Genomic DNA, 25,509 nt, shown 5'->3' with positions numbered 1-25,509 from the left:
CCAAATTTGAGAGGAAAATGGCCATGTTGACCAGCCAGCGCAAGAAAATCATCCTGGAAAAACTGGCTCAGGACGGCCAGGTGTTAGCCAAGCAGCTCAGCGAAATGTTCGGGCTGTCGGAAGATACGGTCCGGCGCGATCTGCGCGAATTGGACGCCGAAGGGTTGCTACAGCGGGTGCATGGCGGCGCCCTGCCGGTTTCTTCCGCCATTGCCAGCTTTGCCGAACGCAATCAGTTGGAATCCGGCGCCAAACGCGCGATCGCCAAAGCGGCAGCGGCGCTGATCGCCCCCGGCCAGGTAGTGATTATCGACGGAGGCACCACCTCTGCAGAGCTGGTCAGGCAACTGCCGGCCAACCTCAACGCCACCATCGTCACCCACAGCCCCAGCGTCGCCGTGGGCCTGGTCGATCACCCCACGGTCGAGGTGATTCTGATCGGTGGCCGGCTGTACAAGCATTCGATCGTCAGCGTCGGCGCCGCCGCGGTGGAAGCGATGTCGCATATTCGCGCCGATCTCTATTTTATGGGCGTGACCGGCGTACACCCCACTGCGGGGCTGAGCACCGGCGATCTGGAGGAGGCTTACATCAAACGCGCGCTGGCGGCCCGCGCGGCGGAAACCGTGGTGCTGGCTTCCGCCGCCAAGCTTAACGCCGCCTCGCAGTATGCGATCGGCGATATTACGCTGGCGCACACCATCATCGTTGAGCGGGCTACCGATGACGCGCTGATCGCGCCGTTGCAGCAGGCGGGCGTCAGCGTGTTGAAAGCCTGATTCACGACGATAATGCGATATATCTCGCATTATTTGTGATTCACGTCACTTTTTTATGCAACGCAATGGCAAGTTTCATCCATTTGTTTTTATACTGTTCTGCACTTTACCTACGATAATTAGCGAGTGCCCAGCATGATCGATCCCCGCCTACCGCTTACCGACATTCACCGCCATCTCGACGGCAACATCCGCGCGCAGACCATTCTCGACCTCGGTCGCCAGTTCAATCTCGCCCTGCCGGCCAACGATTTGGAGAGCCTGCGCCCGCACGTGCAGATCACCCATGCCGAACCGGACCTGGTCAGCTTCCTGCAGAAACTGGACTGGGGCGTGGCGGTGCTGGGCGATCTGGACGCCTGCCGCCGGGTGGCTTACGAAAACGTCGAGGACGCCGCCAACGCCGGCCTGCACTACGCCGAGCTGCGTTTTTCCCCTTACTACATGGCGATGAAGCATCAGCTGCCGGTCGCCGGCGTGGTGGAAGCGGTGATCGACGGGATCCGCTCGGGCTGCCGCGATTGCGACATCGACATTCGCCTGATCGGCATCATGAGCCGCACCTTCGGCGAGGCTGCCTGTCTGCAAGAGCTGGAAGGATTGCTGGCGCACCGCGACGGCATTACCGCGCTGGACTTGGCGGGCGATGAGCTGGGCTTCCCCGGTAGCCTGTTCCTCAGCCACTTCAACCGCGCGCGCGACGCCGGCCTGCGCATCACCGTGCACGCGGGCGAAGCCGCCGGCCCGGAAAGCATCTGGCAGGCGATCCGCGAGCTGGGCGCCGAACGTATCGGCCACGGGGTGAAAGCGGTCGAAGATCCAGCGCTGATGGACTTCCTGGCGGAACACGGCATCGGCATCGAGTCCTGCCTGACCTCCAACATCCAGACCAGCACCGTGCCGTCGCTGGCGCAGCATCCGCTGGCCACTTTCCTGCGCCACGGCGTGCTGGCGTCGATCAACACCGACGATCCGGCGGTTCAGGGCATCGAGATCGAGCATGAATACCGCGTCGCCGCGCCGCAGGCCGGGCTGACGCCGGAAGAAATCCGCACCGCTCAGGAAAATGGCCTGAAGCTGGCTTTCCTCAGCGAACAGGAAAAACAGGCACTGCGCGCCAAAGTGCAGGGCTAAATCTCCCAAGGCGCCAAACGGCGCCTTCTTCTCATCCCCCGTTTTCTTCCGCCTGCTCGTCTTTATCGCTGTTTTCACCCCATCACTCTGTGGCAAGAGAGGAATTCCGTATGTCTGACAAACTACGCCGCATCGTGCTGACCGGCGGCCCGGGTTCGGGCAAAAGCACGCTCATCGACGTTCTTCATCGCCGTGGTTACCCGCACTCCTTGGAGGCGGGCCGGGCGATTATTCAGCATCAGGTGAATATTGGGGGTAATGCGCTACCGTGGGGCGATCGTCAGGCTTTCGCCGAGCGGATGCTCGATTGGGAACTGCATTCATGGCGCGAAGCGACGGGTGCAACATGTTGGTTCTTCGATCGCGGCCTGCCGGATATCGCCGGTTACCTGACGCTGTGCGGATTATCGATCCCCGCCCCCTTAACGGCGGCGATCGACGCCTTTCGCTATGCCGATACGGTGTTCATCACCCCACCGTGGCGAGCGATTTATGCGCAGGACAGCGAGAGGAAACAGTCTTTCGCCGAAGCCGAGCAGACCTATCGGGCGATGGTGGCCATCTATCGCCGTTATGGCTATCGGCTGCAGGAGCTGCCGCGCGTTTCACCCGATGAGCGCGCCGACTTTCTGCTCGACGCGCTGGGCCACCGTTAGCGGCCTGCGGCCTATTTGGCCACCAGCGCCTCCGCCTCGGCCCGCTGTTTAGCGGTTTTACGCGCATAGCGCTGCGCCAGCACCGCGCACACCATCAGTTGAACCTGGTGGAAAATCATCAGCGGCAGCACCATGGCGCCCACCGCCGCGGCCGGGAACAGCACGTTGGCCATCGGGATGCCGTTCGCCAGGCTCTTTTTCGAGCCGCAGAAGACGATGGTGATCTCATCGGCGGTGTTGAAGCCCAGCCAGCGCGCCGCATAGGTGTTGATCACCAGCACCACCGTCAGCAGCACCAGCGACATCACCAGGATGGTCAGCAGCGACCAACCGTCGATACGGTGCCAAATCCCTTCCACCACCGCCGCGCTGAATGCGGTATACACCACCAGCAGGATCGATGAACGGTCGGTCAAGTTGATCAACTTACGATGGCGATCGACCCACTTGCCGATCAATGGCCGCGCCAGGTGACCGACCACAAATGGCACCATCAATTGCAGAATGATCGAACCGATGGCGTGCAATACGTCGGTATTGCCGCCCTGGGTATGCATCAATGCTCCCACCAGCAGCGGCGACAGGAATACGCCGAGAATGCTCGACGCCGAGGCGCTGCAGATCGCCGCCGCCACGTTGCCGCCCGCCGCCGACGTAAAGGCGATGGCCGATTGTACCGTGGCCGGCAGCGCGCACAGGTAGAGGAAGCCGAGATAGACCGTCGGCGTCATGATGCCCGGCACCAGCAGGTTCATCGCCAGCCCGAGCAGCGGGAACAGCGCAAAGGTGCTGAGGAACACCAGCAGGTGCAGCTTCCAGTGACTCATGCCGGCGATGATCGCCTCGCGCGACAGCTTGGCGCCGTGCATAAAGAACAGCAGCGCGATGGCGGCGGTGGTCAGGTGTTCAAAGAAGGTTTTCCAGATGCCTTCGCAGGGGAACAGCGAGGCGACGATCACCACAAAAATCAGAACCAGCAAAAATTTATCAATGCGCAAACGCTGCAACCAGGACATGAAACGGATTTCCTTGCACGTAAAGTCGTAAAAAGGCCCGACGTTGCGCCGGGCACAGAGGAATGAACGGGATCAGACCACCGGCAGCGCCTGCTGCAGCCGGGCCGATTCCAACCCCAGTTCGATCAATGCCATTACCGCGATGGCGTCGGCGGCCGGCACCGGATTTTCGCCTATGCCGGCAATCGCGTCGCGCACCGCCGCGTAATAAGCCGGGTAGTTGCCGGGAATATTGAGCAGCGGTTTCTCAGCCAGCAGATCGTCACGTGACAGCGTCACTACACCGTCGCGCATGTCATAGCCCCAATCGGCCTGTGGCAGGCGCTCACCGGCCTTCAGTCGGTCTTCCTGCGGATCCAGGCCATATTTGACATAGCTGCCACGGGTGCCGTGCACCACGTAGCGCGGGCTCTCTGCCGCAGCCAGCATGCTGGCGTGCAGCACCACACGGCGATCGCCATAGCTCAGCAGCGCGTGGAAATAGTCCACCGCCTGCGCCCCCGGCCGCAGCTCACCCAGATCGACAAACAGCCGTTCGGGTTTGCCGAAGAGTTGCAGCGCCTGATCGAGCAGATGCGGTCCCAAATCGAACCAGATACCGCTGCCGACGCCGCCCTGTTCACGCCAGCGCTGGCGCACCTGCGGCCGATAGCGATCGAAATGTGACTCGAAATACACCACCTCGCCCAGCGAACCGTCGTTTAACAGCGCTTTAAGGGTGAGGAAATCGCTGTCCCAGCGGCGGTTGTGGAACACCGACAGCAATAAACCACTCTGCTGCGCCTGCTGTTGCAGTGCCTGCGCTTGTGACAATGTCACGGTAAACGGTTTATCCACCACCACGTGCTTGCCGGCGGCCAACGCCTGCTGCGCCAGCGGGAAATGGGTATCGTTGGGGGTAGGAATGACGATCAGATCGAGGGCCGGATCGGCGAACAGCGCCTGCGCACCACCCACCACCGTCATCGACGGCCAGTCGGCGTGCACTTTGCCGGCATCGCTGCTGGAGACGGCGGCCAGCTCCAGCCCCGGCGTACCGGCAATCAGCGGCGCATGAAAGGTTTTGCCGGCGTAGCCGTAACCGACCAGCCCGACACGAATTTTCTCAGCCATGGGATTTCCTCTTGCTGGCTCACGACAGACCCTTTCGATTTGACACCATGCGGCCGGATGGAACAAGAAGTAAATGAGATGTTAATTCGAAGCGAGGCCGGCGTAGCCAAACGTGCGGCCCGGCGTCGCGATGCCGAGCTATCCGGTTGATAGAGATGACGAAGCCTATATTACCCGCTAAGCTATGCCGCCTGTGATCCCCGTTTCAATCAGGAAGCCTTTATGTCTCAAGCTGAATACACTCGTATCGGCGGTTGGTTGCTGGCCCCGCTGGCCTATCTGATCGTCACCCTGCTCAGCGCCAGCCTGATGCTGCTCCTGTACGCCATGGCGATCTTCATGCCCGAGTCGCGCGACTATCTGTTGACCAACGCCCAGGCATTTACCCTGCAATGGTACTTTTCGGTGCTGACCACGCTTTTGATGTGGGGCTTCACCCTGTGGCTGGTGTTTCTGTTTTGCCAGCGCTCGCAGCGCTTCCCCAAACTGTTCTTGTTATGGCTGCTAATCACGGTAATTCTGGCGGTGAAAGCCTTCGCCTTCGCGCCGGTGCCGGATGAAGTGGCGGTGCGCAGCCTCGGCTGGCCGCTGCTGATGGCGGCGCTGCTGGTGCCTTACATCAAGCGTTCGCAGCGGGTCAAAGGGACCTTTACCGAACGTTAAAGGGAGTTGCAGCACGTTTTATTGGGTGATTTGTGTAAATTTTCACCAAAAAAGGCAATACCCCTGCGATTCATATGTTGTCGTCCGGCCGCCGATTCCCGATAATAGGCGGCTTTTATTTTTTTAGGCATCGCAATGACCGAATACCTGCTCCTGTTTGTCGGCACCGTACTGGTGAACAACTTCGTTCTGGTGAAGTTTCTTGGCCTGTGCCCGTTCCTCGGCGTTTCCAAGAAGCTGGAAAGCGCCATCGGCATGGGAATGGCCACCACCTTCGTTATGACGCTGGCCTCCGTCAGCGCCTGGGTGATCAACACCTTTATTCTGGTTCCGCTGGATCTGGTGTATCTGCGCACGCTCTCCTTCATTCTGGTGATCGCCGTCGTCGTTCAGTTCACCGAGATGGTGGTGCGCAAGACCAGCCCGGCACTCTACCGCCTGCTGGGCATCTTCCTGCCGCTGATCACCACCAACTGTGCGGTGCTGGGCGTAGCGTTGCTTAACGTCAACCTCGGCTATAACTTCCTGCAGTCCGCCGTTTACGGCTTCAGCGCCGCCGCCGGTTTCTCGCTGGTGATGGTGCTGTTCGCCGCCATTCGCGAACGTCTGGCGGTCGCCGACGTCCCGGCGCCGTTCCGCGGCTCCTCGATCGCGCTGATCACCGCCGGGCTGATGTCGCTGGCCTTTATGGGCTTTACCGGGCTGGTGAAATTCTAATGACTGCGTTGTGGATAGCTATCGCGGCTTTAAGCGCGCTCGGGCTGCTGTTCGGACTGGTGCTGGGTTACGCCGCGCGCCGTTTTGAGGTGGAAGAGGATCCGGTCGCCGAGCAGGTCGACGCAATCCTGCCGCAGAGCCAGTGCGGCCAGTGCGGCTACCCCGGCTGTCGCCCCTATGCCGAGGCAGTGGCCAACGGCGAGATGATCAACAAATGCGCGCCAGGCGGCGAACAGGTGATGCTGAAACTGGCGGAGCTGCTCAACGTAGAGCCGCAGCCGCTGGGTAGCGAAGCCGCCGCCGAGCCGGAGCGTAAGGTGGCCTATATCGACGAGGCCAACTGCATCGGTTGCACCAAGTGCATTCAGGCCTGCCCGGTGGACGCCATCGTCGGCGCCACCCGCGCCATGCATACCGTCATTACCGACCTCTGTACCGGCTGCGATCTGTGCGTCGCCCCTTGCCCTACCGACTGTATTGAAATGAGACCGGTCGCTACCACCACCGCCAACTGGAAGTGGGACATGAAGACGATCCCGGTGCAAGTGATCCACGTGGAGCAACATGCTTAATCTGTTCGCCGCCTTTAAAAAAGACCGGATCTGGGATTTCGACGGCGGGATCCATCCACCGGAAATGAAAACGCAGTCCAGCGGTACGCCGCTGCGTGTCGCTCCCCTGCCCAAGACCTTTATCATTCCGCTGCAGCAGCACCTGGGGCCGGAAGGCGAACTGTGCGTCAACGCCGGCGATCGGGTGTTGAAAGGCCAACCGCTGACCGTCGGCCGCGGCCGCACCGTGCCGGTGCATGCCCCGACCTCGGGCACCGTCAGCGCCATTACGCCGCACATCACCGCCCATCCGTCCGGGCTGACGGAGCTGTGCGTGATAATCGAGGCAGACGGGGAAGACCGCTGGTGCGAGCGCGATCCGGTGGCGGACTATCGTCAATCCCCTGTCGCGGAACTGATTCAACGTATTCATCAGGCCGGCATTGCCGGTTTGGGCGGCGCCGGTTTCCCGACCGCCAGCAAGCTGCAAGGCGGCATGAGCGGCGTGGAAACGCTGATCCTCAACGCCGCCGAGTGCGAGCCTTACATCACCGCCGACGACCGCCTGATGCAGGAACATGCCGATCAGATCATTGAAGGCACGCAGATCCTGCAACACATTCTGCAACCCAAGCTCACGCTGATCGGCATCGAAGACAACAAACCGGAGGCAATCGCGGCGCTGAAACAGGCGTTACGCGGCCAGTCCAGCATAGCGCTGCGCGTCATCCCGACCAAATACCCGTCCGGTGGCGCCAAGCAGCTGACCAAAATTTTGACCGGCAAGGAAGTGCCGCACGGCAAACACTCCTCCGCTATCGGCGTATTGATGCAAAACGTCGGCACCGCCTTCGCCATCAAGCGAGCGATCGTCAACGGCGAACCGCTGATTGAGCGCGTAGTGACCCTGACCGGCGAGGCGATCGAGCGCCCCGGCAACCTGTGGGCGCGCATCGGCACGCCGGTGCAGCACCTGCTTGACTTCACCGGTTTCCGCCCGCAGGCGCAGCAGATGGTGGTCATGGGTGGCCCGCTGATGGGCTTCACCCTGCCCGCGCTGAACGTGCCAATCGTCAAGATTAGCAACTGCATTCTGGCGCCGACGGTCGATGAAATGACGCCGCAGGAACCCGAGCAATCCTGCATCCGCTGCGGCCTGTGCGTGGACGCTTGCCCCGCCGGGCTGCTGCCGCAACAGCTGTACTGGTTCAGCCGCGGGCAGGAGCACGACAAGGCACGTAACCACAACCTGTTCGATTGCATCGAATGCGGCGCCTGCGCGTTCGTCTGCCCCAGCAACATTCCGCTGGTGCAGTACTACCGGCAGGAAAAGGCCGAAATCAAGGCTATCGATCTGGAGGCGGCGCGCACCGCCGAGGCCAAGGCCCGTTTCGAAGCCAAACAGGCCCGTCTGGAGCGCGAGAAACTGGCGCGCGAAGAGCGACATAAAAAGGCCGCCGTGAAACTGACCGACGACGATCAGGGCGCGGTGCAGGCCGCGCTGGCGCGCGTACGCAGCAAGAATGCCGAAGCGGCGGTTACGCCGGTCGACGGCCAGCAGCCGGACAACAGCGAGATGATCGCTGCCCGCGAAGCACGTAAAGCGCAGGCGCGCGAACGACGTGCCCAGCTGGCTGCCGAGGTGGAAACGAAAGCACCGCCGGCGGCCACCGGCGACGACGCGCGTAAAGCCGCCGTGGCCGCGGCGCTGGCCCGCGTGAAAGCGCGTAAAGAAGCGCCGGCCGCAACAGAGGACGATCCGCGGAAAGCGGCCGTTGCTGCCGCCTTGGCGCGCGTGAAGGCCAAAAAAGCGGAGCAACAATCTGACGCCCCTGCAGCGGCGGAACCGGCTCCGGCAACCGCCGAGGAAGATCCGCGCAAGGCCGCGGTGGCAGCGGCTATCGCCCGCGCCAAAGCCAAAAAAGCCGCGCAGCAGGCCGATGCCCCTGCAGCGGCGGAACCGGCTCCGGCTGCCGCCGAGGAAGACCCGCGCAAGGCGGCGGTTGCTGCGGCACTGGCACGTGTAAAAGCCAAGAAAGCCGCGCAACAGGCGGATGCTCCTGCAGCGGCGGAACCGGCTCCGGCTGCCGTCGAGGAAGACCCGCGCAAAGCCGCGGTTGCCGCGGCACTGGCACGTGTAAAAGCCAAGAAAGCCGCGCAGCAGGCGGATGCTCCTGCAGCGGCGGAACCGGCTCCGGCTGCCGCCGAGGAAGACCCGCGCAAGGCGGCGGTGGCAGCGGCTATCGCCCGCGCCAAAGCCAAAAAAGCCGCCAGGGAATCGCTGACGGCGGAAACGGAAGACAAATGATGACAGCGGCGCCTGGCCGCCCCCGGGTGCCGTTTAATCGATAGAAATCAGGTAGGTGTAATCCACTTCAATCTGGCGCAGTTTGGATTCCGGATTCCACTCTTTGGTTTGAATGATCTCCATTTCCATACTGCCGCGCACCTCATCCTTCAGCCCCGGCATCACATGCGACATCAGGTAGCCGAAAAACTGCAGACACTCTTTCGCCGTGCCCTTATGGTTGATGGAGATAAACTCGCGGCTCGGCAGATGGAAGGTGTCGATCTGATGGTTGGAAAGAATATCCTTTTTGTGTTCAGGATCGACCGCCATCACCAACGTGGACGAGAGCTCGTCGCCCTCCCCGGCATGAGGAGAATAAATGCTGTAAATTCGCCGACAGTCAACGTGCAACCCCTTGAAGAAGTCGTTGAAAATCTCGTCCTTCATCGCCATGCAGGAAGAATATTCCAGCTCCTGTTCGGAGGCGAAATCCAACCGACGCGTGAAACCGACCAACTGCATGTCGGGCAGCGTCAACCGCTTCACTTCCGGATAATAACCGGCACCGTAGCTGGCTTCGAAGTTAAAGCGCGGCATCAGGTTTTTCACGTCCCAGTGCGCCATCGAGCGGTAGCGATTGGGCGTGGTGCCGAAGCGCTGCTTGAACATGCGGGTGAAGGTCTGCTGTGAATCGAAGCCCAGCTCATCGGAAATGTCGATGATGGAGCGGCGAGTAATGCGCAGCGCCACCGCGGCGCGCGTCAGGATGCGCGAACGGATATAGGTAGCGAGTTGAATGCCGGTAATACGCTTGAATTTACGCTGCAGATGCCACTTGGAATAGCCCGAAATACGCGCGACTTCATCCAGGTTTGGCCGTTTCTCCAGATGTATCTCCACCCACTCAATTAGCTCTTCAATAAAAAAAATGTCTTCATTTGTCATTATTATGGATTCACTGACTCAATAATGTTCGCGATAGTAACCTACACGGATTATGTGAAAGTTGTTATTTTGTGCGGAAATCTGGAGAAAAATGATATCTCATTCAGACGCTTAACCCATTTTCCGCGGTCGATGGCGGCACAAGTTCCACTGACAATTCCTCACGTTAGCCCATTTACCGGCCAAAAAAAAATCAAATCGCGCCGTCCCGATCGCCAGATGTGCGGAAAGCCGAATACCCCTACCATTAAGGCGTATTACCCTCGCATCGAATCAGGTAGAATGCTCGGCTATTATTTTTTGCCGCGCCCGCAATTCGGCGCATCGAAACTGCCGCAGGCGCGGCGCAGAAGGTATCGTTACTCTATGAAGTTCAGGCCGGTATCACCCACAGCCGCCAAAGGCTTACACATCGCCAGCTCGCCGTTCACCCACAACCAGCAAAGCACCAGCCGCATTATGCTGTGGGTGATGTTGGCGTGCATTCCCGGCATCGCGGCGCAGATTTGGTTTTTCGGCTACGGCGTGTTGATCCAGGTGGCGCTGGCGGCGATCGTCGCGCTGGCGGCGGAAGGCGCGATCCTAAAACTGCGCAAGCTGCCGGTGCGCAGCCGGCTGGCGGATAACTCCGCCCTGCTGACCGCGCTGCTGCTCGGCATCAGCCTGCCGCCGCTGGCACCCTGGTGGATGATCGTCATCGGTACGTTCTTCGCCATCGTCATCGCCAAGCAGCTGTACGGCGGCCTTGGGCAGAACCCGTTCAACCCGGCGATGGTCGGTTACGTGGTGCTGCTGATCTCCTTCCCGGTGCAGATGACCAGTTGGCTGCCGCCGGATGAGCTGCGCGCCACCGCGCTACCGTTCCACGACACACTGCTGGCCATTTTCAGCGGCCATACTTCGCAAGGCGCGACGCTGCATGAACTGCAGATGGGCGTGGACGGCATCAGCCAGGCCACGCCGCTCGATGGCTTCAAAACCGGCCTGCGCAGCGGCCACAGCGTGGAACAGGTGTTGCAGCAGCCGCTGTTCGGCGGCGCCCTGGCTGGCATCGGCTGGCAGTGGGTCAACCTCGGCTTCTTGGCCGGTGGTCTGTTTATGCTGGCGCGCCGCCTGATCCATTGGCAGATCCCGTTCAGCATGTTGGCCGCCATCGCTTTCTGTTCCGGTCTGGCCTGGTGGCTCGATCCGGCGCATCAGGCTTCGCCGCTGATCCACCTGTTCTCCGGCGCCAGCATGCTGGGCGCGTTCTTCATCGCCACCGACCCGGTCAGCGCCTCCACTACGCCGAAGGGCCGTTTGATCTACGGCGCGCTGATCGGCGTGCTGGTGTGGCTGATCCGCGTCTATGGCGGCTACCCTGACGGCGTGGCCTTCGCCGTGCTGCTCGCCAACATCACCGTCCCGTTAATTGACCACTACACGCAGCCGCGCGTGTACGGCCATCGCTAAGGAGCCGCCATGCTGAATTCCATGAGAAAGCACGGCACCACGCTGGCGGTGTTTGCGGCGGTCACCACTGGCCTGACCGCCGTGGTCTACGCCCTGACGAAAACCACCATCGCCCATCAGGCGGCGCTGCAGCAAAAAGCACTGCTCGATCAGGTGGTACCGCCAGAAAACTACGACAACATCATGCAGAACGAGTGCTTCCTGGTCAGCGACCCGGCGCTCGGCGACGGCGCGCCGCACCGTTTATACCTGGCGCGCAAAAACGGGCAGCCAACCGCCGCTGCGCTGGAAACCACCGCGCCGGACGGTTACTCCGGCGCCATCAAGCTGCTGGTCGGCGCCGATTTCAACGGCACGGTGCTCGGCACCCGGGTGATTGAGCACCACGAAACCCCGGGGCTGGGTGACAAAATTGAACTACGCATTTCCGACTGGATTTCTTTCTTCAGCGGCAAGAAAATCGAAGGCCCTGACGATAAGCGCTGGGCGGTGAAGAAAGACGGCGGTATGTTCGACCAGTTCACCGGCGCGACCATCACCCCGCGTGCGGTGGTCAATGCGGTGCGGCGCACGGCGTTGTATATGGAAACGCTGCCGCCTAAACTTGAAAGCTTACCTGCGTGTGGAGCCAGCGAATGAGTGAAGCCAAAGAATTGATCGTCCAGGGGTTGTGGAAAAATAACTCCGCCCTGGTGCAGCTGCTGGGCATGTGTCCGTTGCTGGCGGTGACGTCCACCGTCACCAACGCGCTGGGCCTGGGGCTGGCCACCACGCTGGTGCTGACGTTGACCAACGCCTCCATCTCCGCGGTGCGCCGCTGGGTACCGAGCGAGGTGCGTATTCCTATCTACGTGATGATCATCGCCGCGGTGGTGAGCATCGTGCAGATGCTGATCAACGCCTATGCCTTCGGGCTGTATCAGTCGCTGGGCATCTTTATTCCATTGATCGTGACCAACTGCATCGTGGTGGGCCGCGCCGAAGCGGTGGCCGCCAAGAAGCCGGTCGGCCTCTCGGCGCTGGACGGCATGGCCATCGGCCTCGGCGCTACTGGCGTGATGGTGACGCTGGGCTCGATGCGCGAACTGCTGGGCAACGGCACGCTGTTCGACGGCGCCGATCAACTGCTGGGCGGCTGGGCCAAATCGCTGCGCATCGAAGTGGTGCACTTCGACAGCCCGTTCCTGCTGGCGATGCTGCCGCCAGGCGCCTTTATCGGCCTGGGGCTGCTGCTGGCGGTCAAATATCTGATCGACGAAAGAATGAAGGCGCGCAAAGCCCGCGCCGTGGCAGTGGAACCGCTGTTGGAACAAGGACGTGCTGAGAAAGCCTGATGAACAAGCAGAAGCGACTGGAAATTCTGACCCGGCTGCGCGACAACAACCCGCACCCGACCACCGAGCTGGTGTACACCACGCCATTTGAACTGCTGATTGCGGTGCTGCTGTCTGCGCAGGCCACCGACGTAAGCGTCAACAAGGCGACCGCCAAGCTTTACCCGGTCGCCAACACCCCCGCCGCCATGCTGGCGCTGGGGGTTGATGGCGTCAAGGAGTACATCAAGACCATCGGTCTGTTCAACAGCAAGGCCGAAAACGTGATCAAGACCTGCCGCATGCTGCTGGAGCTGCACGGCGGCGAAGTACCGGAGGATCGCGCCGCGCTGGAAGCACTACCGGGCGTCGGCCGCAAGACCGCCAACGTGGTGCTCAATACTGCCTTCGGCTGGGCGACCATCGCCGTCGACACCCATATCTTCCGGGTGTGCAATCGCACCCACTTCGCGCCGGGCAAGAACGTCGATCAGGTGGAAGAGAAGCTGTTGAAGGTGGTGCCCGCCGAATTCAAGGTCGATTGCCACCACTGGCTGATCCTGCACGGGCGCTACACCTGCATCGCGCGTAAACCGCGCTGCGGTTCCTGCATTATCGAAGACCTGTGCGAGTATAAAGAAAAGGTTTATCCGGAATCCTGAGCCTGTTGGGTGCGGCAAACCGCACCCGTCGCTTCATCTCTCCCCGCCAGCGCCTCTTTTTTATCGGAAATGTGATATCGCGCAGCAGTAACCCCGGTGTTATCGCGGTTTTCAGTGAAAAACTCAGTGCCGTGTTATTTTCAAGCGAAAAATTAGTCGAAAATTGCGGTGAACGTCACGCTTTCAGGATCACAAGGCGTTCACAAATGCCAGCCCCGTTTTCTTAAATTTCTATAATTTTACAAAATGCGTCATATGCACAACATTCCAATGGATTAATAACCACACATACACTGATGCGCTAAAAAATAGCAATTCAGCAGAATATATCCCTGTTTAAAATCCGTATAGCTTTTAATCAAAACAAAAAATCGGCAAATCATTAAAACCCGAAAGTTAATACTGCATAACATTTGCAACATCGCAGCATAATCCTGCGAGCGTTAAATGTAACCGAATATGACAAACTGCTTGCCACGTTGACAAAGATAGTGAACATTAACCGCCGTCCCCATCCTATAACAACGCAAAAGGATGCCGTTCCGCATCAACTTTTGTACTTTCCCGTCCTCCAAAGACGGGCTGCGAAAAAACAGAGGTACCAGTGTCAACAGCAAACAACCAACACCCGGAGAGCGTTAGCCTTAACGCGTTCAAACAACCGAAAGCGTTCTATCTGATCTTCTCGATCGAACTGTGGGAGCGTTTCGGCTATTACGGCCTGCAGGGCATCATGGCGGTTTATCTGGTCAAGATGCTCGGCATGAGCGAAGCCGACTCCATCACCCTGTTCTCTTCCTTCAGCGCCCTGGTATACGGCTTCGTCGCCATCGGCGGCTGGCTGGGCGACAAGGTGCTGGGTGCCAAACGCGTGATCGTGCTCGGCGCACTGGTGCTGGCCGCCGGTTACGCCATGGTGGCCTACTCCGGCCACGACATCTTCTGGGTCTACATGGGTATGGCGACCATCGCCGTGGGCAGTGGCCTGTTCAAGGCTAACCCGTCCTCCCTGCTGTCCACCTGCTATGAGAAAGACGATCCGCGTCTCGACGGCGCCTTCACCATGTACTACATGTCGGTGAACATCGGTTCCTTCTTCTCCATGCTGGCCACCCCGTGGCTGGCAGCGAAATACGGCTGGAGCGTGGCGTTCTCCCTGAGCGTGGTCGGCATGCTGATCACCCTGGTCAACTTTATGATGTGCCACAAGTGGGTGAAGGAAAACGGCTCCAAGCCTGACTTCAAGCCGCTGCATCTGCCGAAACTGCTGATGGTGCTGGTCGGCATCGTGGCGTTGATCGCCGTGTCCAGCTGGCTGCTGCACAACCAGGTGATCGCGCGCTGGGCGCTGGCCCTCGTTTCCGCCGGCATCGTGCTGGTGTTCGCCAAGGAAACCTTCGCCCTGCACGGCGCCGCACGCCGCAAGATGATCGTCGCCTTCCTGTTGATGCTGGAAGCGGTGGTGTTCTTCGTGCTGTACAGCCAAATGCCAACCTCACTGAACTTCTTCGCCATCCACAACGTGGAACACAGCATCTTCGGCATCGCCTTCGAGCCTGAGCAGTATCAGGCGCTGAACCCATTCTGGATCATGCTCGCCAGCCCGATTCTGGCCGCGCTGTATAACAAAATGGGCGATCGCCTGCCGATGCCGCACAAGTTCGCTTTCGGTATGATCCTGTGCTCCTGCGCCTTCCTGGTGCTGCCATGGGGCGCCAGCTTCGCCAACGAACAGGGCATTGTGTCGGTCAACTGGCTGATCCTGAGCTACGCGCTGCAGAGCATCGGTGAGCTGATGATTTCCGGCCTGGGTCTGGCGATGGTGGCACAGCTGGTGCCGCAACGTCTGATGGGCTTCATCATGGGTTCCTGGTTCCTGACCACCGCCGCCGCCGCGCTGATCGCCGGTAAGGTTGCCGGTCTGACCGCCGTCCCAAGCGACATCAACGACGCGCACGCTTCGCTGGCCATCTACAGCCATGTGTTTATGCAAATCGGCATCGTCACCGCCGTCATTGCTATCCTGATGATGCTGACCGCGCCGAAACTGTACCGCATGACGCTGGATACCACCGAAGACGCCAATCAGAAAGCGCAGGAAGCCACCGCGGCTCACTGATCGTCGGCAGATTGGGCGTAAATAAAAACACCGAGGTTAACGCCCCGGTGTTTTTTTATGCCCGCAATAAACGGGTTTACGCTGATTTGGGTTTATCGCTCAGGTTGGCCCACATGAATTCGCTTACCAGTGCGCTGTGGAATGCCGCCTGTTGCTTGTCGGCGGCGGCGCTGTGCCCGCCTTCGGTATTTTCATAGAAATAAGCCTGCTGATACCCCATCGCCTGCATGCGCGCCGCCATTTTGCGCGCGTGGGCCGGGTTGACCCGATCGTCGCTGGTCGCGGTATAGAACAACACCGGCGGATAGGCCGTCTGCGTCTGAATGTTGTGGTACGGCGAGAAGGTCTTGATGTAGGCCCACTCCTCTGGCTTGCTCGGGTCACCGTATTCGGCGATCCACGACGCGCCGGCAGAAAGCTGCGTATAGCGCTGCATGTCCAGCAGCGGCACTTCGCAAACGATGCAGCCGAACAGCTGCGGATACAACGTCAGCATATTGCCCACTAACAGGCCGCCGTTGCTGCCGCCGCGCGCGCCCAGATGCGGTGCCGAGGTCACCTTGCGTGCGATGAGATCTTCGGCCACGGCGGCGAAATCCTCGTAGGCGCGATGGCGGTTCTGCTTGAGCGCCGCCTGATGCCAGGCCGGGCCGTATTCGCCGCCGCCGCGGATGTTGGCCACCACGTATACCCCACCGCGTTCCAGCCAGGCCGGCGCCTTGCCGCCGAGATAGCCCGGCAGCAGCGGCACTTCAAACCCGCCGTAGCCATACAGCAGCGTCGGCGTGCTGCCGTCCGGTTTGAGATCTTTGGCGGCAATCTGGAAATACGGCACGCGGGTGCCGTCCTTGGAACGCGCAAAATGCTGGCTCACTTGGTAGCCTGACGCGTCAAAATCCTGCGGCGCCTGTTTCAGCAGCGTCGCCTCACCGCCATCGAGGTTGCCCATATACAGTGAGGTCGGTTGCAGGAACCCGCTGACCGTCAGGAAATAGGCGTTGCTCTCTTCGTCGATGCCGCCGGCGGAAAGGGTGCTGATGGCGCCGGGGTTGCCCAGCGAACGACGTTGCCAGCTGCCGCCCTGCGGCGTCAGCACTTCCAGACGGTTGACCACGTTATCCATGATACTGAGGATCAGATGATCGCGGGTACCGCTGTAGCCGCTCAGCGCCTGCTCCGCCGTTGGGGTAAACAGCAGTTGCAGCTCGCGCTTACCCGCCAGATAGTCATCGAAGTTGGCCGCCAGCAGCGCGCCGGACGGATAGCGCTTGCCGCCCACCTCCCAGTCGCTGCTCGGTTTGATCAGCAGCCATTCCCGATGCGTATCCAGCTCGGCGTCGGCCGGGATATCGATTTTTTTCTGCCGGCCGTCCTGCATCAGCAAGAAATAGTCGCGGCGGTAGAAGTCCAGGCTGCGGCCGACGAAATCGCGCTCAAAACCCGGCGTGCGGTCGTGATAGGCGAAGACCGCCATGTCCTCGGGCTGCGCTTCGTACAGCGTTTCGGCGGCGCTCAGCGGCGTGCCGCGCCGCCAGCGCTTGGCGATGCGCGCGTAGCCGGACTGGGTCATCGAGCCGGGGCCGAAATCGGTGGCGATGAACAGCGTATCCCGATCGACCCAGGAGACCCGACTTTTCGCCACCGGTACATTAAAACCGTCTTTGACGAAGCGTTTGGCCACCAGATCGAATTCGCGGATCTCGGTGGCGTCACCGCCGTCCGGCGACAGCTGCATCAGGCAATAACGGTATTCCGGCGCCAGCGGTTGCGAGCCCTGATAGACCCAATCCTTGCCCTCCGCTTTGCCCAACGCATCGATATCCAGCACCGTCTCCCAGGCCGGTTTGGCCTTGCGGTACTCGTCCAGCGTGGTGCGCCGCAGCAGGCCGCGCGGGTTGGCCCGATCCTGCCAGAAGTTGTAATAGTACTCGCCGCGTTTGCTCACCCACGGGATTTGGGTGTCTTTATTAAGGATATCCAGGACTTCGCGCTCAATGCGCTGAAAGTCTTCACCCTGGCCGAAACGCGCCACGGTGCGCTGATTTTCCTGCTGCACCCATTGCAGCGCTTTTTTACCCTGCAGCTCCTCCAGCCACAGGAAGTCATCGCCGGCGGCCGCGCCGCCCTCCGCCGCCATCGCCAGGCGGATACTGTTAGGTAATGAAGTCATCGCGAATACGGCTCCTGCGGTTTGCGCACTGAGTTTAATGAACTGACGTCGATTGGTGACCGGCAAAATCAAGCTCCTTTTGAGTCGGCTACAACGCCGCCCCGTCATGGGCGACAGCCTGTGAAATAAGAGTCATTTTCAACAAGGTAGGCGTTTGGCGGCGCGGAGTCAAAGCCCGCGGGCACCGCGTTGAGTCAGGATTGAGGATAGTGGATCAGATCGTGGATGCGCACCGTTTGTGAACTGGCGTTGCGGTAGGCGTGCGGCCGATCGGCCTGAAAGCGCATCGCTTCGCCGGCCGCCAGGCTGTGCCATTCGCCGTCGATCGCCAATTCTAGTCGGCCGCTGATCACGATCACATGCTCGATCACGCCCGGCTCATGGGGCGACGATTCGCTGAGCGCGCCCGGTGCGAGATCGATGACGAACATATCGAAACCCAGCTGGCGGTCGTAGGGAAACAGCGGCACCACGCGCATATCAGCATTGTCCTGATCGTACACCGGCAGTTCACCGTAGCGGTGCAGCGTCGCCTGTTGCTGAGCGGGCGACGCCTCAAGAAAGGCGGAGAACGCCACGTTGAAGCCGGTGGCGATCTTCCACAGCGTCGCCACCGTCGGGCTGGATTCACCGCGTTCAATCTGCCCGAGCATCGCTTTGCTGACGCCGGTGTATTCCGCCGCCTGCGTCAGGCTCCAGCCGCGCTGTGTGCGCAGCGTGCGAAGGGTGTGCGCCAAATGGCCGGCAAGTTCCTGCATCCTGTTCTCCTCTGCGTATCGTGTCCGATTATACCCGCTTGTGCGCTATAGCGCACGGTGCTATGCTGATTTCTTGTCGTGCGTTATAACGCACAATTACCGATTGGAGCTCCTCATGCGCCCAGCCCTCTCCCTGCGCCATCTGACCCTGCCCGCCATCATGGCCGGCTTTGTCGCCGTTCTGGTGGGTTACACCAGCTCTGCCGCGATCATTTTCCAGGCCGCCGCCGCCGCAGGCGCCACGCCGGCGCAGATCGGCGGCTGGCTGAGCGCACTGGGGATCGCGATGGGTGTCACCTCGCTCGGGCTCTCGCTTTACTACCGCACCCCGATCCTCACCGCCTGGTCGACGCCCGGCGCGGCGCTGCTGGTCACCAGCCTGCCCGGCACGCCGATCAACGAGGCGATCGGCGTGTTTATCTTCGCTTCCGGTCTGATCCTGCTGTGCGGCGTCACCGGGCTGTTCGCCCGCCTGATGGACTACATCCCGCAGGCGATTTCTGCGGCGATGCTGGCGGGGATCTTGCTGCGTTTCGGGCTGGACGCCTTCGCTTCGCTGCAGCTCAATTTCCCCCTCAGCGCCGGCATGGGGCTGGCCTATCTGCTCAGCCGCCGTTATCAACCGCGCTACGCCATCGTGCTGACGCTGGCGGTTGGGCTGGCGATCGCCGCGCTGCAGGGCAATATCCAGCTGACGCAGCAAGCGCCGGCGTTCGCCATGCCGGAATTTATCGCGCCGCATTTCAATTGGCCGACGCTGCTCGGCATCGGCGTGCCCTTCTTCGTGGTCACCATGGCTTCGCAAAACGCCCCCGGCATCGCCACGTTGCAGGCGGCGGGCTACCGCGTCCCCACCTCACCGCTGATCGCCTGGACGGCGCTGACCGCACTGCTGCTGGCGCCGTTCGGCGGCTTCTCGGTGTGCATCGCCGCCATTACCGCCGCCATCTGCATGGGGCCGGACGTGCATCCCGATCCGCAGCGGCGCTATATGGGCGCGGTGGCCGCCGGCGGCTTCTATCTGCTGGCCGGTCTGTTCGGCGGTGCCATCGGCCTGCTGTTCAGCGCGTTGCCGGTCGCCTTGATCCACACCATTGCCGGGCTGGCGTTGCTCGGCACCATCGGCGGCAGCCTGCAACGCGCGCTGCATGATGAAAAACAGCGCGACGCGGCGCTGATCGCCTTCCTCATCACCGCCTCCGGCGTCACGCTGCTCGGCATCGGTTCGGCCTTCTGGGGCATTGTCGGCGGCGCTATCGCCCATCTGCTGCTGTCGCTGCCGCGGCGAGCCTCCGAGGCGTAACGGGCGGTCTACATTGACAAGCGGCGCCGTGGCGCCTTCACTTTCTCTGTCGTCTGAATGTCAATTCACCTAATAAGTGACGCCGTCACCAAGGAAGCTTATGACCGAGAAAGCCGCGCTGTTGGCCCAGCGCCTGATACGCAATGTCGAACAGGTAGAGATGAAGCATGACCGGCGGCCGCCGCTGTATGACAGCGTCGGCGCTCGTCTCGGCACCGGCACCGCCGCCGACAAGCTGGGCGCCTCCTTCGATTGTGTGGCGCCGGGCATGCGCTCCTGCCCCTACCATTTTCACTATGCTCAGGAGGAAATGTTCATCATTTTGGAAGGCAGCGGTACGCTGCGCGTGGCCGGAGAAATGCTGCCGATCGTCAGCGGGGATGTCATTTTCATTCCGCCTGGCCCGGAATACCCGCACCAGATCATCAACACCTCCGATGCGCCGCTGAAGTACCTGTCCGTCAGCACGCGCGAACAGCCGGAAGTGGTGATGTATCCGGACTCAGGCAAATACCAGGCGATGGCGCGCGGCAATGACGGCGAACAGGTGCGTTATCTGCAACGCCCTTCAGCCTCGCTCGATTACTGGCAGGATGAACCCTGAATCGCCGGCCGGCAACGGGAGATCCAACGCGCGCGCCGCCAGCTCGGCCACGCGGAAGTCGATATCCGCCGCCTGCCCGTCTTCCATAAACCAGGCGGCGGAGAGCCCCGCCCAGGCCAGGATCCATTGCAGCAAGCGCCGGCGTTCCAGCCCGGCCAAGCGACAGACCTGTTCCACGCGCCGCTGGAAAATGGCCGGATCGGTGGCGATGCCGTAGTTGGGATTACAGAAGATATTGGCGTAATCGAAGCCCCGTTCGCCGTACAAACGCTTGGGATCGATCGCCAGCCAGCCGCGTTCGCCGAAGTCCAGCACGTTGTCATGGTGGATATCACCGTGCAGCACGCTTTCATCTCGCGGGCTACTCAGCAATTCCGCCGCCGTCGTGGCGCTGAGACGCAGCATGCCGCCGTGCGCCTGCGCCGCCGGCCACAGCGAGCTGAACCACTCTTGCAACGGGATCAATTCGGGCAGCGGTGCCGCGCGCGGCGCATGCAAGGCGGCGATCGCCCGGCACAGGATCGCCGTGGCCTGCTCATCGTCGCCATCACGCACCAGCTGCGCCAACGAGCTTTCGCCCTGTGCGCGCTCCAGCAGAATGCCGTCTTCGTGCCACGCCAACACCTGCGCGGCGCCTTCCCCGCGCCACCAGCACATCAGCTGGCCGCCGAAGCGCTCCTCCTGCTCGCGGGCGATCTTCAGCATGGCGGCCTCGCCCCGGTAACGCACCGGCATCAGCAGGCTGCTGTGGGTTTCGAAGGCTTTACCGTCCTGTTCCAGTTGCCAGCGTTGCAGGTAGGGAGTAAAAAGCGGGTTCATCGTCTCATGCGTCCTTGTGGCCGATCTGCGCCGCACTGTCACATTCGGGTGAGAGACGACGTATAAAATAAAGAGGGATGATACGCTCATATATCATCGGTGTGCGGCGTCTGGCCGCCGTTTCCTCAGTATCCTAACCAAGTTTGTCGATTTTATTAACCGGTCTTGCGCGGGGTTTGATCATGACATCATTAAAACGCACGAATTATCCGCAGTTGCCTACGCCGGGCGGCCCCTATGTGCATGCGGTGCGCCACGGCGATCGCCTGTATGTGTCGGGCTTGACGGCCTTCGCCACCGACGCGCAAGGCTTGAACGCGCCGGAACAGACGCAGGAGATCCTCGAGCAATTGGCGACCATCGCCGCCAGCGAAGGCGTGAATCTCAAGGCCTTGATTAAAATCAGCGTGTTCCTGACCGACATCGCCGATCTGGCGGGCGTGCGCCCGGTGCTGTTTGACTATTTCGACGGCGCGCTGCCGGCCTGTTCACTGATGGCGGTCAGCGCGTTGTTCTCACCGCAGGTGTGCGTAGAGATAGAGGCGGTGATGGCGTTGCAATAATGCGCGGCTAGAGCGCGCCTTCATCCGGCATGCAGGGGCCGATCTTGAACCAGGCTTTGGCGATCTGCCCCTGTTCCACTTCGTAAATGGCGATGACATCCATTTTGCCGCGCCCCTGCGGGAAGTTGCGCGTCACCACTTCCTGATCGACCACCATATTCCCCACCGCCATGCGTTTTATCCGTTCGCCATACAGACTCGGCTCCTGGAAACGCACAAGATGCCGTTCACGGATCGCCGCCTTGCCGCTGGCCAGCAGCGTGTCGGGATGCTCGTAATACTGCGCGTCGTCCGCCCAGCAGGCCATAAAGGCCTCGATGTCGCGGGCGTTATAGGCGTCAAGCTGTTGTTGAACCACATCCTGCGGGCGTGCCGTTTTATCGTTCATCACATCCTCCTGCCGAAGTTAACCGCCGCATACGTCGAACCCATCACGTTAACCGCCCAGTGCTGCAGCTTGATGACACGGCGAGTTTTGAATAAAAAACCAAAAATAGCGAATAAATAACCTATCACGCCCGATGGGTAATTCAAGCGCCCGCGCATAAATTTTCTGCGCCGCGCCAGGGGCGATGAAAACCGCATAACGCCACGCGTTAATCTTTGCGGCGGTTAGGGAAATTCTGCTAATTTAGCGTGAACAGCCTGATGATAACGAAATGCTATGCAGCAAAAACCGGTGTTGGACGAAGCCAGACAGTTAAAACGACTCAACGCCGCCACGCGGCGCCAATCCCATATGTACAAATGGATCGCGCTGATTGCTGCGCTAGATGCGCTGTTGGTGTTTTGGTATGACCGGGATATGCGCAACGTCACCTTCTCGGGAGCGGTTGCGCTGGTGTGCGGCTATTTGTGGATCCGCGATCGCAACAAGGCCCGGGGTTACCGGCGCGAGTTCGACCGCAAATTCGGCAAGCGCAGCGGCGATTAAGGCTGCATTGCTTCCAGCACTTTAGCGCTGTCGACGATCTGCACGAACTTCACGATTTTTCCGGCGCGAAGCGTATAAATATGCGCAAAAGAGGCGCTGAAGGATTTGCCGGTGGCCCGGTAAGTGCCGTGATAAAAACCCTGAGCGATCACGTTGTCGCCGGCATCGTAAAAGTGATCGACGTCGGCGCGGTAACCTTGCCATTCGCTGCCCAGGCGCTGATGCACGTTCTTGATGATGTTCTCCGGGCCGATATAGGTACCGGCGTAAGGGAAACCCGCGGCTTCGGTCCACTCTGCATCGGGGGCCAGCGCCGCCAGCAGATTGCGGCCGTTTTCTTCGGAGCTGCCTTCATAGGTTGCGCGCACTATTTCAAGAGGGGTTGGCATGTCTCTTCTCCAAATGGCTGATGAGGATATTCCGGCCATCCCCGCGGACACAGGCTCTCACCAAGCGGAGACGGCGGAATGCGGCTATTCTAGGTTGCTTGTTTCGCTGCAAAAACCGCAGTTATGACAATAGTGGGTTGCACTTTAGTAAACAATAGCCATTTTTCTGTCATTTTCCCGGCATCCGACACGGCTATGCTGATTGACCGATTTTCCCCAACAGGAGCTGAACGTGTCTTTACCCTCGCTGACGCAAGAGTTGTTACAACCGTTTTCCCCCTACCAAACGCTGGCGCAAACGCTGTTGCCGCTCACCCTCGAGTCGGACGACGGTTCGCATGACGTGGCGCACCTGCATCGAGTCTGGAAGAACTGCCGCCACATCAGCAAGCTGGAAGGCGGCGACCGGCGCATTCTCTGCGCGGCGGTGCTGCTGCATGACGCCGTGGCGGTGGAAAAAAACTCGCCGCAGCGCCATCTGGCCTCGCGCATGGCGGCGGAGCAAGCCACGCTGACGCTGACCCGGCTGGAATGGGCGCCGGCGGACATCGCGGCGGTAGCCCACGCCATTGAAGCGCACAGTTTTTCCGCTGGCATCCCCCCGCAAACGCTGGAGGCAAAGATCCTGCAGGACGCCGATCGTCTCGACGCCATTGGCCTGATTGGCGTGGCGCGCTGCTTCTATATCGGCGGCCGCATGCGCAGTGCGCTGTACGACGCCGCCGACCCGCGGGCCGAACATCGCCAATACGACGACAAACGTTTCAGCCTGGATCACTTCGAAACCAAGCTGTTCAAACTGCAAGACGGCTTCCAGACCGCCGCCGGGCGGCACATGGCCGAGCTTCGTACCGAACGCATGCGGCGTTTTGTCGATGATCTGCTGGAAGAGGTGTAATGCCGGCCTACGGGGCATTTTCGTTATGCCCATAACATTTTCGGTCACATAACACCGTTAAACTGAAAGCCAACTTCACCGAACGGGCGGCACAGATGAAAAAGTTGACGTTGAAAGAGATGACGGAAAGCGAGCAACGGGAAGTCAAAACCGAGCTGGACAAAGCGCGTAAAAGCCACGGCCGGCCGCTGACCAACGCCGAACAGCACAAGGTCAAGGATGAAGTGGTGGCGCGCATCATGGCCGCCAGAGCAAAGCTCGCTAAGGCAGAGCGTGCAGAACGCAAAGCCAACCGCTACCGGCCAAGCGGCGACACCTTCAGTTGGTCTGCCACTATCGGCTCCCGCCCGCCGCGCTGAGCCAGTCAAACCCTCCCCGCCGCGGCGGGGGTTTTATTTATTAGCCAAACTCATCCCTGCTGATGAATCATGAATAACAATGTTATCAATCTGTTGTAAATTGACAGCCTGATGAAGAATATTCATTATCACCCCACTTCCCCTTTTCACGAGACTGCCATGGCCTACCCACGCAACGCTGATATTCTGATGACACCTGCGTTGTCCGTTGGCGGTTTGGCGGCGGTTAAATCGAAGAAACAGACGCTCATTTGACCGGGGCGCGCTGTCCCGTCAGATGAGCTGACTGGATGGCCTGCAACGCCCCGCCTTCAATTTTCTCATCTGGCTTCTCTGTCGGTCACACAGAAGGAATATTTTATGGCCTCATTTTCGGGTATTTGGGTGGCGATGGTTACCCCTTTCAATCAAGATGCCGTCGATCTGGCGGCAGTGAAACGCCTGGCGCGACACCTGCTCGACGCCGGCATCGACGGCCTGGTGGTCTGCGGCTCTACCGGTGAAGCCGCCGCGCTGAGCAAGGAAGAACAGCTGGCGGTACTCGACGCCGTGCTGGAGGTGGCGCCCGCCCATCAGGTGGTGATGGGCCTTTCCGGCAATAACATGGCCGCCACGCTGCAGATGCAGCAGGCCATTCAGCTGCGCGACATCGCCGGCGTGCTGATCCCGGCGCCTTACTACATCCGCCCTTCGCAATGCGGCCTGATCGACTATTTCACCCAGTTGGCCGACGCCTCCACCGTGCCGGTGATCCTGTACAACATTCCGCAGCGCACCGGCATCGCCATGGAGCTGGCCACGCTGCGCCGGCTCGCACGTCACCCGCGCATCACCGCCATCAAGGACTGCGGCGGCAACCCTGACGCTACCATGGCGCTGATCGCCGACGGCGAAATCGATGTGATGACCGGGGAAGACAATCTGATCCTCACCACGCTGTGCCTCGGCGGCACCGGTGCCATTTCCGCCGCCGCGCATGTTCACCCGGAACGTTTCGTCCAGCTGGTACAGCAAGTCGCCACCGGCGATCTGGCCGCTGCGCGCAGCAACTTCTATGAGCTGCTGCCGATGATCCACCAGATGTTCAGCTTCCCGAATCCGGCGCCGGTCAAGACGGTACTGGCCCAACAGGGGCTGATCGCCAATGAGTTACGTTCGCCCATGCAGGTGGCGCCGCAGGCGCTGCAACAGCAGATCGCCGCAACGCTGGCGCAGCTGCAGACAGCCGAGGCGCTCATCGGTTAAATTTGTAAGCTAAGCCGCTGTAATTTTGGCGCTATGGGACTACGATGAGAGGTTAAG

27 protein-coding genes are annotated in these 25,509 nt (G+C 60.6%); 19 read left to right on the top strand and 8 right to left on the bottom strand.

The window, feature by feature from the left end; translation table 11 throughout:
- Window positions 1–23: 23 nt before the first annotated feature.
- From WA302_RS07755 to WA302_RS07745, 3 genes are all read left to right on the top strand, one after another.
- Window positions 24–779, top strand: a complete 756-nt coding sequence (locus WA302_RS07755; protein ID WP_025302690.1) for a DeoR/GlpR family DNA-binding transcription regulator — start codon at window positions 24–26, stop codon at window positions 777–779.
- Window positions 780–914: 135 nt separating this feature from the next.
- Window positions 915–1,913, top strand: a complete 999-nt coding sequence (gene add / locus WA302_RS07750; RefSeq protein WP_336063369.1) for an adenosine deaminase — start codon at window positions 915–917, stop codon at window positions 1,911–1,913.
- Between the two features lie 110 nt (window positions 1,914–2,023).
- On the top strand, window positions 2,024–2,569 hold the full coding sequence (locus WA302_RS07745; protein ID WP_049203499.1) for an AAA family ATPase: 546 nt from the start codon (window positions 2,024–2,026) through the stop codon (window positions 2,567–2,569).
- 11 nt (window positions 2,570–2,580) lie between these two features.
- On the opposite strand, the gene WA302_RS07740 is transcribed toward WA302_RS07745, so the two are convergent.
- A complete protein-coding gene (locus WA302_RS07740) occupies window positions 2,581–3,585 on the bottom strand; it encodes a bile acid:sodium symporter family protein (protein WP_089180848.1) in 1,005 nt (334 codons plus the stop codon).
- 72 nt (window positions 3,586–3,657) lie between these two features.
- Window positions 3,658–4,698: an oxidoreductase gene (locus WA302_RS07735; RefSeq protein WP_025302687.1), complete on the bottom strand. Its 1,041-nt coding sequence runs from the start codon at window positions 4,696–4,698 to the stop codon at window positions 3,658–3,660.
- A gap of 222 nt (window positions 4,699–4,920) precedes the next feature.
- Here WA302_RS07735 and WA302_RS07730 point away from each other — a divergent pair, with 222 nt between their 5' ends.
- From WA302_RS07730 to rsxC, 4 genes are all read left to right on the top strand, one after another.
- Entirely contained in the window at window positions 4,921–5,361 is a 441-nt protein-coding gene (locus tag WA302_RS07730) for a DUF2569 domain-containing protein (protein ID WP_016927891.1), read from the top strand.
- A gap of 135 nt (window positions 5,362–5,496) precedes the next feature.
- On the top strand, window positions 5,497–6,078 hold the full coding sequence (gene rsxA, locus WA302_RS07725) for an electron transport complex subunit RsxA (protein ID WP_004938443.1): 582 nt from the start codon (window positions 5,497–5,499) through the stop codon (window positions 6,076–6,078).
- Window positions 6,078–6,650: an electron transport complex subunit RsxB gene (rsxB, locus tag WA302_RS07720; protein WP_004938428.1), complete on the top strand. Its 573-nt coding sequence runs from the start codon at window positions 6,078–6,080 to the stop codon at window positions 6,648–6,650. The genes rsxA and rsxB overlap by 1 nt, the downstream gene beginning before the upstream one ends.
- On the top strand, window positions 6,643–8,937 hold the full coding sequence (rsxC, locus tag WA302_RS07715; protein WP_049295492.1) for an electron transport complex subunit RsxC: 2,295 nt from the start codon (window positions 6,643–6,645) through the stop codon (window positions 8,935–8,937). The genes rsxB and rsxC overlap by 8 nt, the downstream gene beginning before the upstream one ends.
- Before the next feature lie 33 nt (window positions 8,938–8,970).
- Here the strand turns inward: rsxC and WA302_RS07710 are convergent, their stop codons facing one another.
- On the bottom strand, window positions 8,971–9,864 hold the full coding sequence (locus tag WA302_RS07710; RefSeq protein ID WP_025302685.1) for a helix-turn-helix domain-containing protein: 894 nt from the start codon (window positions 9,862–9,864) through the stop codon (window positions 8,971–8,973).
- A gap of 366 nt (window positions 9,865–10,230) precedes the next feature.
- On the opposite strand from WA302_RS07710, the gene rsxD reads away from it, so the two are divergent.
- From rsxD to dtpA, 5 genes are all read left to right on the top strand, one after another.
- Window positions 10,231–11,316, top strand: coding sequence for an electron transport complex subunit RsxD (gene rsxD / locus WA302_RS07705; RefSeq protein WP_025302684.1), 1,086 nt, complete (start codon window positions 10,231–10,233; stop codon window positions 11,314–11,316).
- Between the two features lie 9 nt (window positions 11,317–11,325).
- Complete coding sequence (gene rsxG / locus WA302_RS07700) at window positions 11,326–11,955, top strand: electron transport complex subunit RsxG (protein ID WP_025302683.1); 630 nt, start codon at window positions 11,326–11,328, stop codon at window positions 11,953–11,955.
- Complete coding sequence (locus WA302_RS07695; protein WP_060447236.1) at window positions 11,952–12,650, top strand: electron transport complex subunit E; 699 nt, start codon at window positions 11,952–11,954, stop codon at window positions 12,648–12,650. Before rsxG ends, WA302_RS07695 begins: the two co-directional genes overlap by 4 nt.
- On the top strand, window positions 12,650–13,291 hold the full coding sequence (gene nth / locus WA302_RS07690; RefSeq protein ID WP_019455952.1) for an endonuclease III: 642 nt from the start codon (window positions 12,650–12,652) through the stop codon (window positions 13,289–13,291). The genes WA302_RS07695 and nth overlap by 1 nt, the downstream gene beginning before the upstream one ends.
- Window positions 13,292–13,895: 604 nt before the next feature.
- Window positions 13,896–15,410 (top strand): dipeptide/tripeptide permease DtpA, encoded by a 1,515-nt coding sequence (gene dtpA / locus WA302_RS07685; RefSeq protein WP_025302681.1) that lies wholly within the window; start codon window positions 13,896–13,898, stop codon window positions 15,408–15,410.
- 76 nt (window positions 15,411–15,486) lie between these two features.
- Here dtpA and WA302_RS07680 read toward each other — a convergent pair whose 3' ends face one another.
- Both WA302_RS07680 and WA302_RS07675 read right to left on the bottom strand, forming a co-directional pair.
- Window positions 15,487–17,580 carry a prolyl oligopeptidase family serine peptidase gene (locus tag WA302_RS07680; protein ID WP_025302680.1) on the bottom strand — a complete coding sequence of 698 codons (2,094 nt, stop codon included), beginning with the start codon at window positions 17,578–17,580 and terminating at the stop codon, window positions 15,487–15,489.
- Between the two features lie 194 nt (window positions 17,581–17,774).
- The gene (locus tag WA302_RS07675) at window positions 17,775–18,338 is read right to left on the bottom strand and encodes a helix-turn-helix domain-containing protein (RefSeq protein ID WP_025302679.1); all 564 of its coding nucleotides are present in this window, start codon (window positions 18,336–18,338) and stop codon (window positions 17,775–17,777) included.
- 115 nt (window positions 18,339–18,453) lie between these two features.
- Here WA302_RS07675 and WA302_RS07670 point away from each other — a divergent pair, with 115 nt between their 5' ends.
- Window positions 18,454–19,641 carry a benzoate/H(+) symporter BenE family transporter gene (locus tag WA302_RS07670; protein WP_025302678.1) on the top strand — a complete coding sequence of 396 codons (1,188 nt, stop codon included), beginning with the start codon at window positions 18,454–18,456 and terminating at the stop codon, window positions 19,639–19,641.
- Window positions 19,642–19,741: 100 nt separating this feature from the next.
- Window positions 19,742–20,245, top strand: coding sequence for a cupin domain-containing protein (locus WA302_RS07665; protein ID WP_033652588.1), 504 nt, complete (start codon window positions 19,742–19,744; stop codon window positions 20,243–20,245).
- Here WA302_RS07665 and WA302_RS07660 read toward each other — a convergent pair.
- The gene (locus WA302_RS07660; protein WP_025302676.1) at window positions 20,210–21,064 is read right to left on the bottom strand and encodes an aminoglycoside phosphotransferase family protein; all 855 of its coding nucleotides are present in this window, start codon (window positions 21,062–21,064) and stop codon (window positions 20,210–20,212) included. The genes WA302_RS07665 and WA302_RS07660 overlap by 36 nt on opposite strands.
- Window positions 21,065–21,246: 182 nt before the next feature.
- On the opposite strand from WA302_RS07660, the gene WA302_RS07655 reads away from it, so the two are divergent.
- Window positions 21,247–21,627, top strand: a complete 381-nt coding sequence (locus WA302_RS07655; RefSeq protein ID WP_025302675.1) for a RidA family protein — start codon at window positions 21,247–21,249, stop codon at window positions 21,625–21,627.
- A 7-nt stretch (window positions 21,628–21,634) separates the two neighbouring features.
- On the opposite strand, the gene WA302_RS07650 is transcribed toward WA302_RS07655, so the two are convergent.
- A complete protein-coding gene (locus WA302_RS07650; protein WP_025302674.1) occupies window positions 21,635–22,015 on the bottom strand; it encodes a nuclear transport factor 2 family protein in 381 nt (126 codons plus the stop codon).
- A 276-nt stretch (window positions 22,016–22,291) separates the two neighbouring features.
- Between WA302_RS07650 and WA302_RS07645 the strand changes: the two genes are divergently transcribed.
- Window positions 22,292–22,561: a hypothetical protein gene (locus WA302_RS07645; protein ID WP_004938382.1), complete on the top strand. Its 270-nt coding sequence runs from the start codon at window positions 22,292–22,294 to the stop codon at window positions 22,559–22,561.
- On the opposite strand, the gene WA302_RS07640 is transcribed toward WA302_RS07645, so the two are convergent.
- Window positions 22,558–22,950 (bottom strand): nuclear transport factor 2 family protein, encoded by a 393-nt coding sequence (locus WA302_RS07640; RefSeq protein ID WP_004938379.1) that lies wholly within the window; start codon window positions 22,948–22,950, stop codon window positions 22,558–22,560. The genes WA302_RS07645 and WA302_RS07640 overlap by 4 nt on opposite strands.
- A 202-nt stretch (window positions 22,951–23,152) precedes the next feature.
- On the opposite strand from WA302_RS07640, the gene WA302_RS07635 reads away from it, so the two are divergent.
- The 3 genes from WA302_RS07635 (at window position 23,153) to dapA (ending at window position 25,452) form a co-directional block, all read left to right on the top strand.
- Window positions 23,153–23,848 carry an HD domain-containing protein gene (locus tag WA302_RS07635; RefSeq protein ID WP_049204298.1) on the top strand — a complete coding sequence of 232 codons (696 nt, stop codon included), beginning with the start codon at window positions 23,153–23,155 and terminating at the stop codon, window positions 23,846–23,848.
- A gap of 95 nt (window positions 23,849–23,943) precedes the next feature.
- A complete protein-coding gene (locus tag WA302_RS07630; protein ID WP_004938373.1) occupies window positions 23,944–24,207 on the top strand; it encodes a DUF3811 domain-containing protein in 264 nt (87 codons plus the stop codon).
- A gap of 360 nt (window positions 24,208–24,567) precedes the next feature.
- The gene (dapA, locus tag WA302_RS07625; protein ID WP_049209383.1) at window positions 24,568–25,452 is read left to right on the top strand and encodes a 4-hydroxy-tetrahydrodipicolinate synthase; all 885 of its coding nucleotides are present in this window, start codon (window positions 24,568–24,570) and stop codon (window positions 25,450–25,452) included.
- Window positions 25,453–25,509 lie beyond the last annotated feature (57 nt).

The sequence above is a fragment of the Serratia sp. 201 genome (assembly GCF_037027545.1).
In the GTDB taxonomy this organism is placed as follows: domain Bacteria; phylum Pseudomonadota; class Gammaproteobacteria; order Enterobacterales; family Enterobacteriaceae; genus Serratia; species Serratia bockelmannii.
This window is presented reverse-complemented; position numbering and strand designations above follow the sequence as displayed.

Coding starts and splice junctions, on each gene's coding strand:
- dapA (WP_049209383.1), top strand. CDS start 24,568: ATGGCCTCATTTTCGGGTATTTGGGTGGCGATGGTTACCCCTTTCAAT.
- WA302_RS07665 (WP_033652588.1), top strand. CDS start 19,742: ATGACCGAGAAAGCCGCGCTGTTGGCCCAGCGCCTGATACGCAATGTC.
- WA302_RS07670 (WP_025302678.1), top strand. CDS start 18,454: ATGCGCCCAGCCCTCTCCCTGCGCCATCTGACCCTGCCCGCCATCATG.
- WA302_RS07740 (WP_089180848.1), bottom strand. CDS start 3,585: ATGTCCTGGTTGCAGCGTTTGCGCATTGATAAATTTTTGCTGGTTCTG.
- WA302_RS07650 (WP_025302674.1), bottom strand. CDS start 22,015: ATGAACGATAAAACGGCACGCCCGCAGGATGTGGTTCAACAACAGCTT.
- rsxD (WP_025302684.1), top strand. CDS start 10,231: ATGAAGTTCAGGCCGGTATCACCCACAGCCGCCAAAGGCTTACACATC.
- nth (WP_019455952.1), top strand. CDS start 12,650: ATGAACAAGCAGAAGCGACTGGAAATTCTGACCCGGCTGCGCGACAAC.
- rsxG (WP_025302683.1), top strand. CDS start 11,326: ATGCTGAATTCCATGAGAAAGCACGGCACCACGCTGGCGGTGTTTGCG.
- WA302_RS07660 (WP_025302676.1), bottom strand. CDS start 21,064: ATGAACCCGCTTTTTACTCCCTACCTGCAACGCTGGCAACTGGAACAG.
- WA302_RS07710 (WP_025302685.1), bottom strand. CDS start 9,864: ATGACAAATGAAGACATTTTTTTTATTGAAGAGCTAATTGAGTGGGTG.
- WA302_RS07735 (WP_025302687.1), bottom strand. CDS start 4,698: ATGGCTGAGAAAATTCGTGTCGGGCTGGTCGGTTACGGCTACGCCGGC.
- add (WP_336063369.1), top strand. CDS start 915: ATGATCGATCCCCGCCTACCGCTTACCGACATTCACCGCCATCTCGAC.
- WA302_RS07630 (WP_004938373.1), top strand. CDS start 23,944: ATGAAAAAGTTGACGTTGAAAGAGATGACGGAAAGCGAGCAACGGGAA.
- WA302_RS07655 (WP_025302675.1), top strand. CDS start 21,247: ATGACATCATTAAAACGCACGAATTATCCGCAGTTGCCTACGCCGGGC.
- rsxB (WP_004938428.1), top strand. CDS start 6,078: ATGACTGCGTTGTGGATAGCTATCGCGGCTTTAAGCGCGCTCGGGCTG.
- WA302_RS07640 (WP_004938379.1), bottom strand. CDS start 22,950: ATGCCAACCCCTCTTGAAATAGTGCGCGCAACCTATGAAGGCAGCTCC.
- WA302_RS07695 (WP_060447236.1), top strand. CDS start 11,952: ATGAGTGAAGCCAAAGAATTGATCGTCCAGGGGTTGTGGAAAAATAAC.
- rsxC (WP_049295492.1), top strand. CDS start 6,643: ATGCTTAATCTGTTCGCCGCCTTTAAAAAAGACCGGATCTGGGATTTC.
- rsxA (WP_004938443.1), top strand. CDS start 5,497: ATGACCGAATACCTGCTCCTGTTTGTCGGCACCGTACTGGTGAACAAC.
- WA302_RS07645 (WP_004938382.1), top strand. CDS start 22,292: ATGCAGCAAAAACCGGTGTTGGACGAAGCCAGACAGTTAAAACGACTC.
- WA302_RS07730 (WP_016927891.1), top strand. CDS start 4,921: ATGTCTCAAGCTGAATACACTCGTATCGGCGGTTGGTTGCTGGCCCCG.
- WA302_RS07745 (WP_049203499.1), top strand. CDS start 2,024: ATGTCTGACAAACTACGCCGCATCGTGCTGACCGGCGGCCCGGGTTCG.
- WA302_RS07675 (WP_025302679.1), bottom strand. CDS start 18,338: ATGCAGGAACTTGCCGGCCATTTGGCGCACACCCTTCGCACGCTGCGC.
- WA302_RS07755 (WP_025302690.1), top strand. CDS start 24: ATGTTGACCAGCCAGCGCAAGAAAATCATCCTGGAAAAACTGGCTCAG.
- WA302_RS07680 (WP_025302680.1), bottom strand. CDS start 17,580: ATGACTTCATTACCTAACAGTATCCGCCTGGCGATGGCGGCGGAGGGC.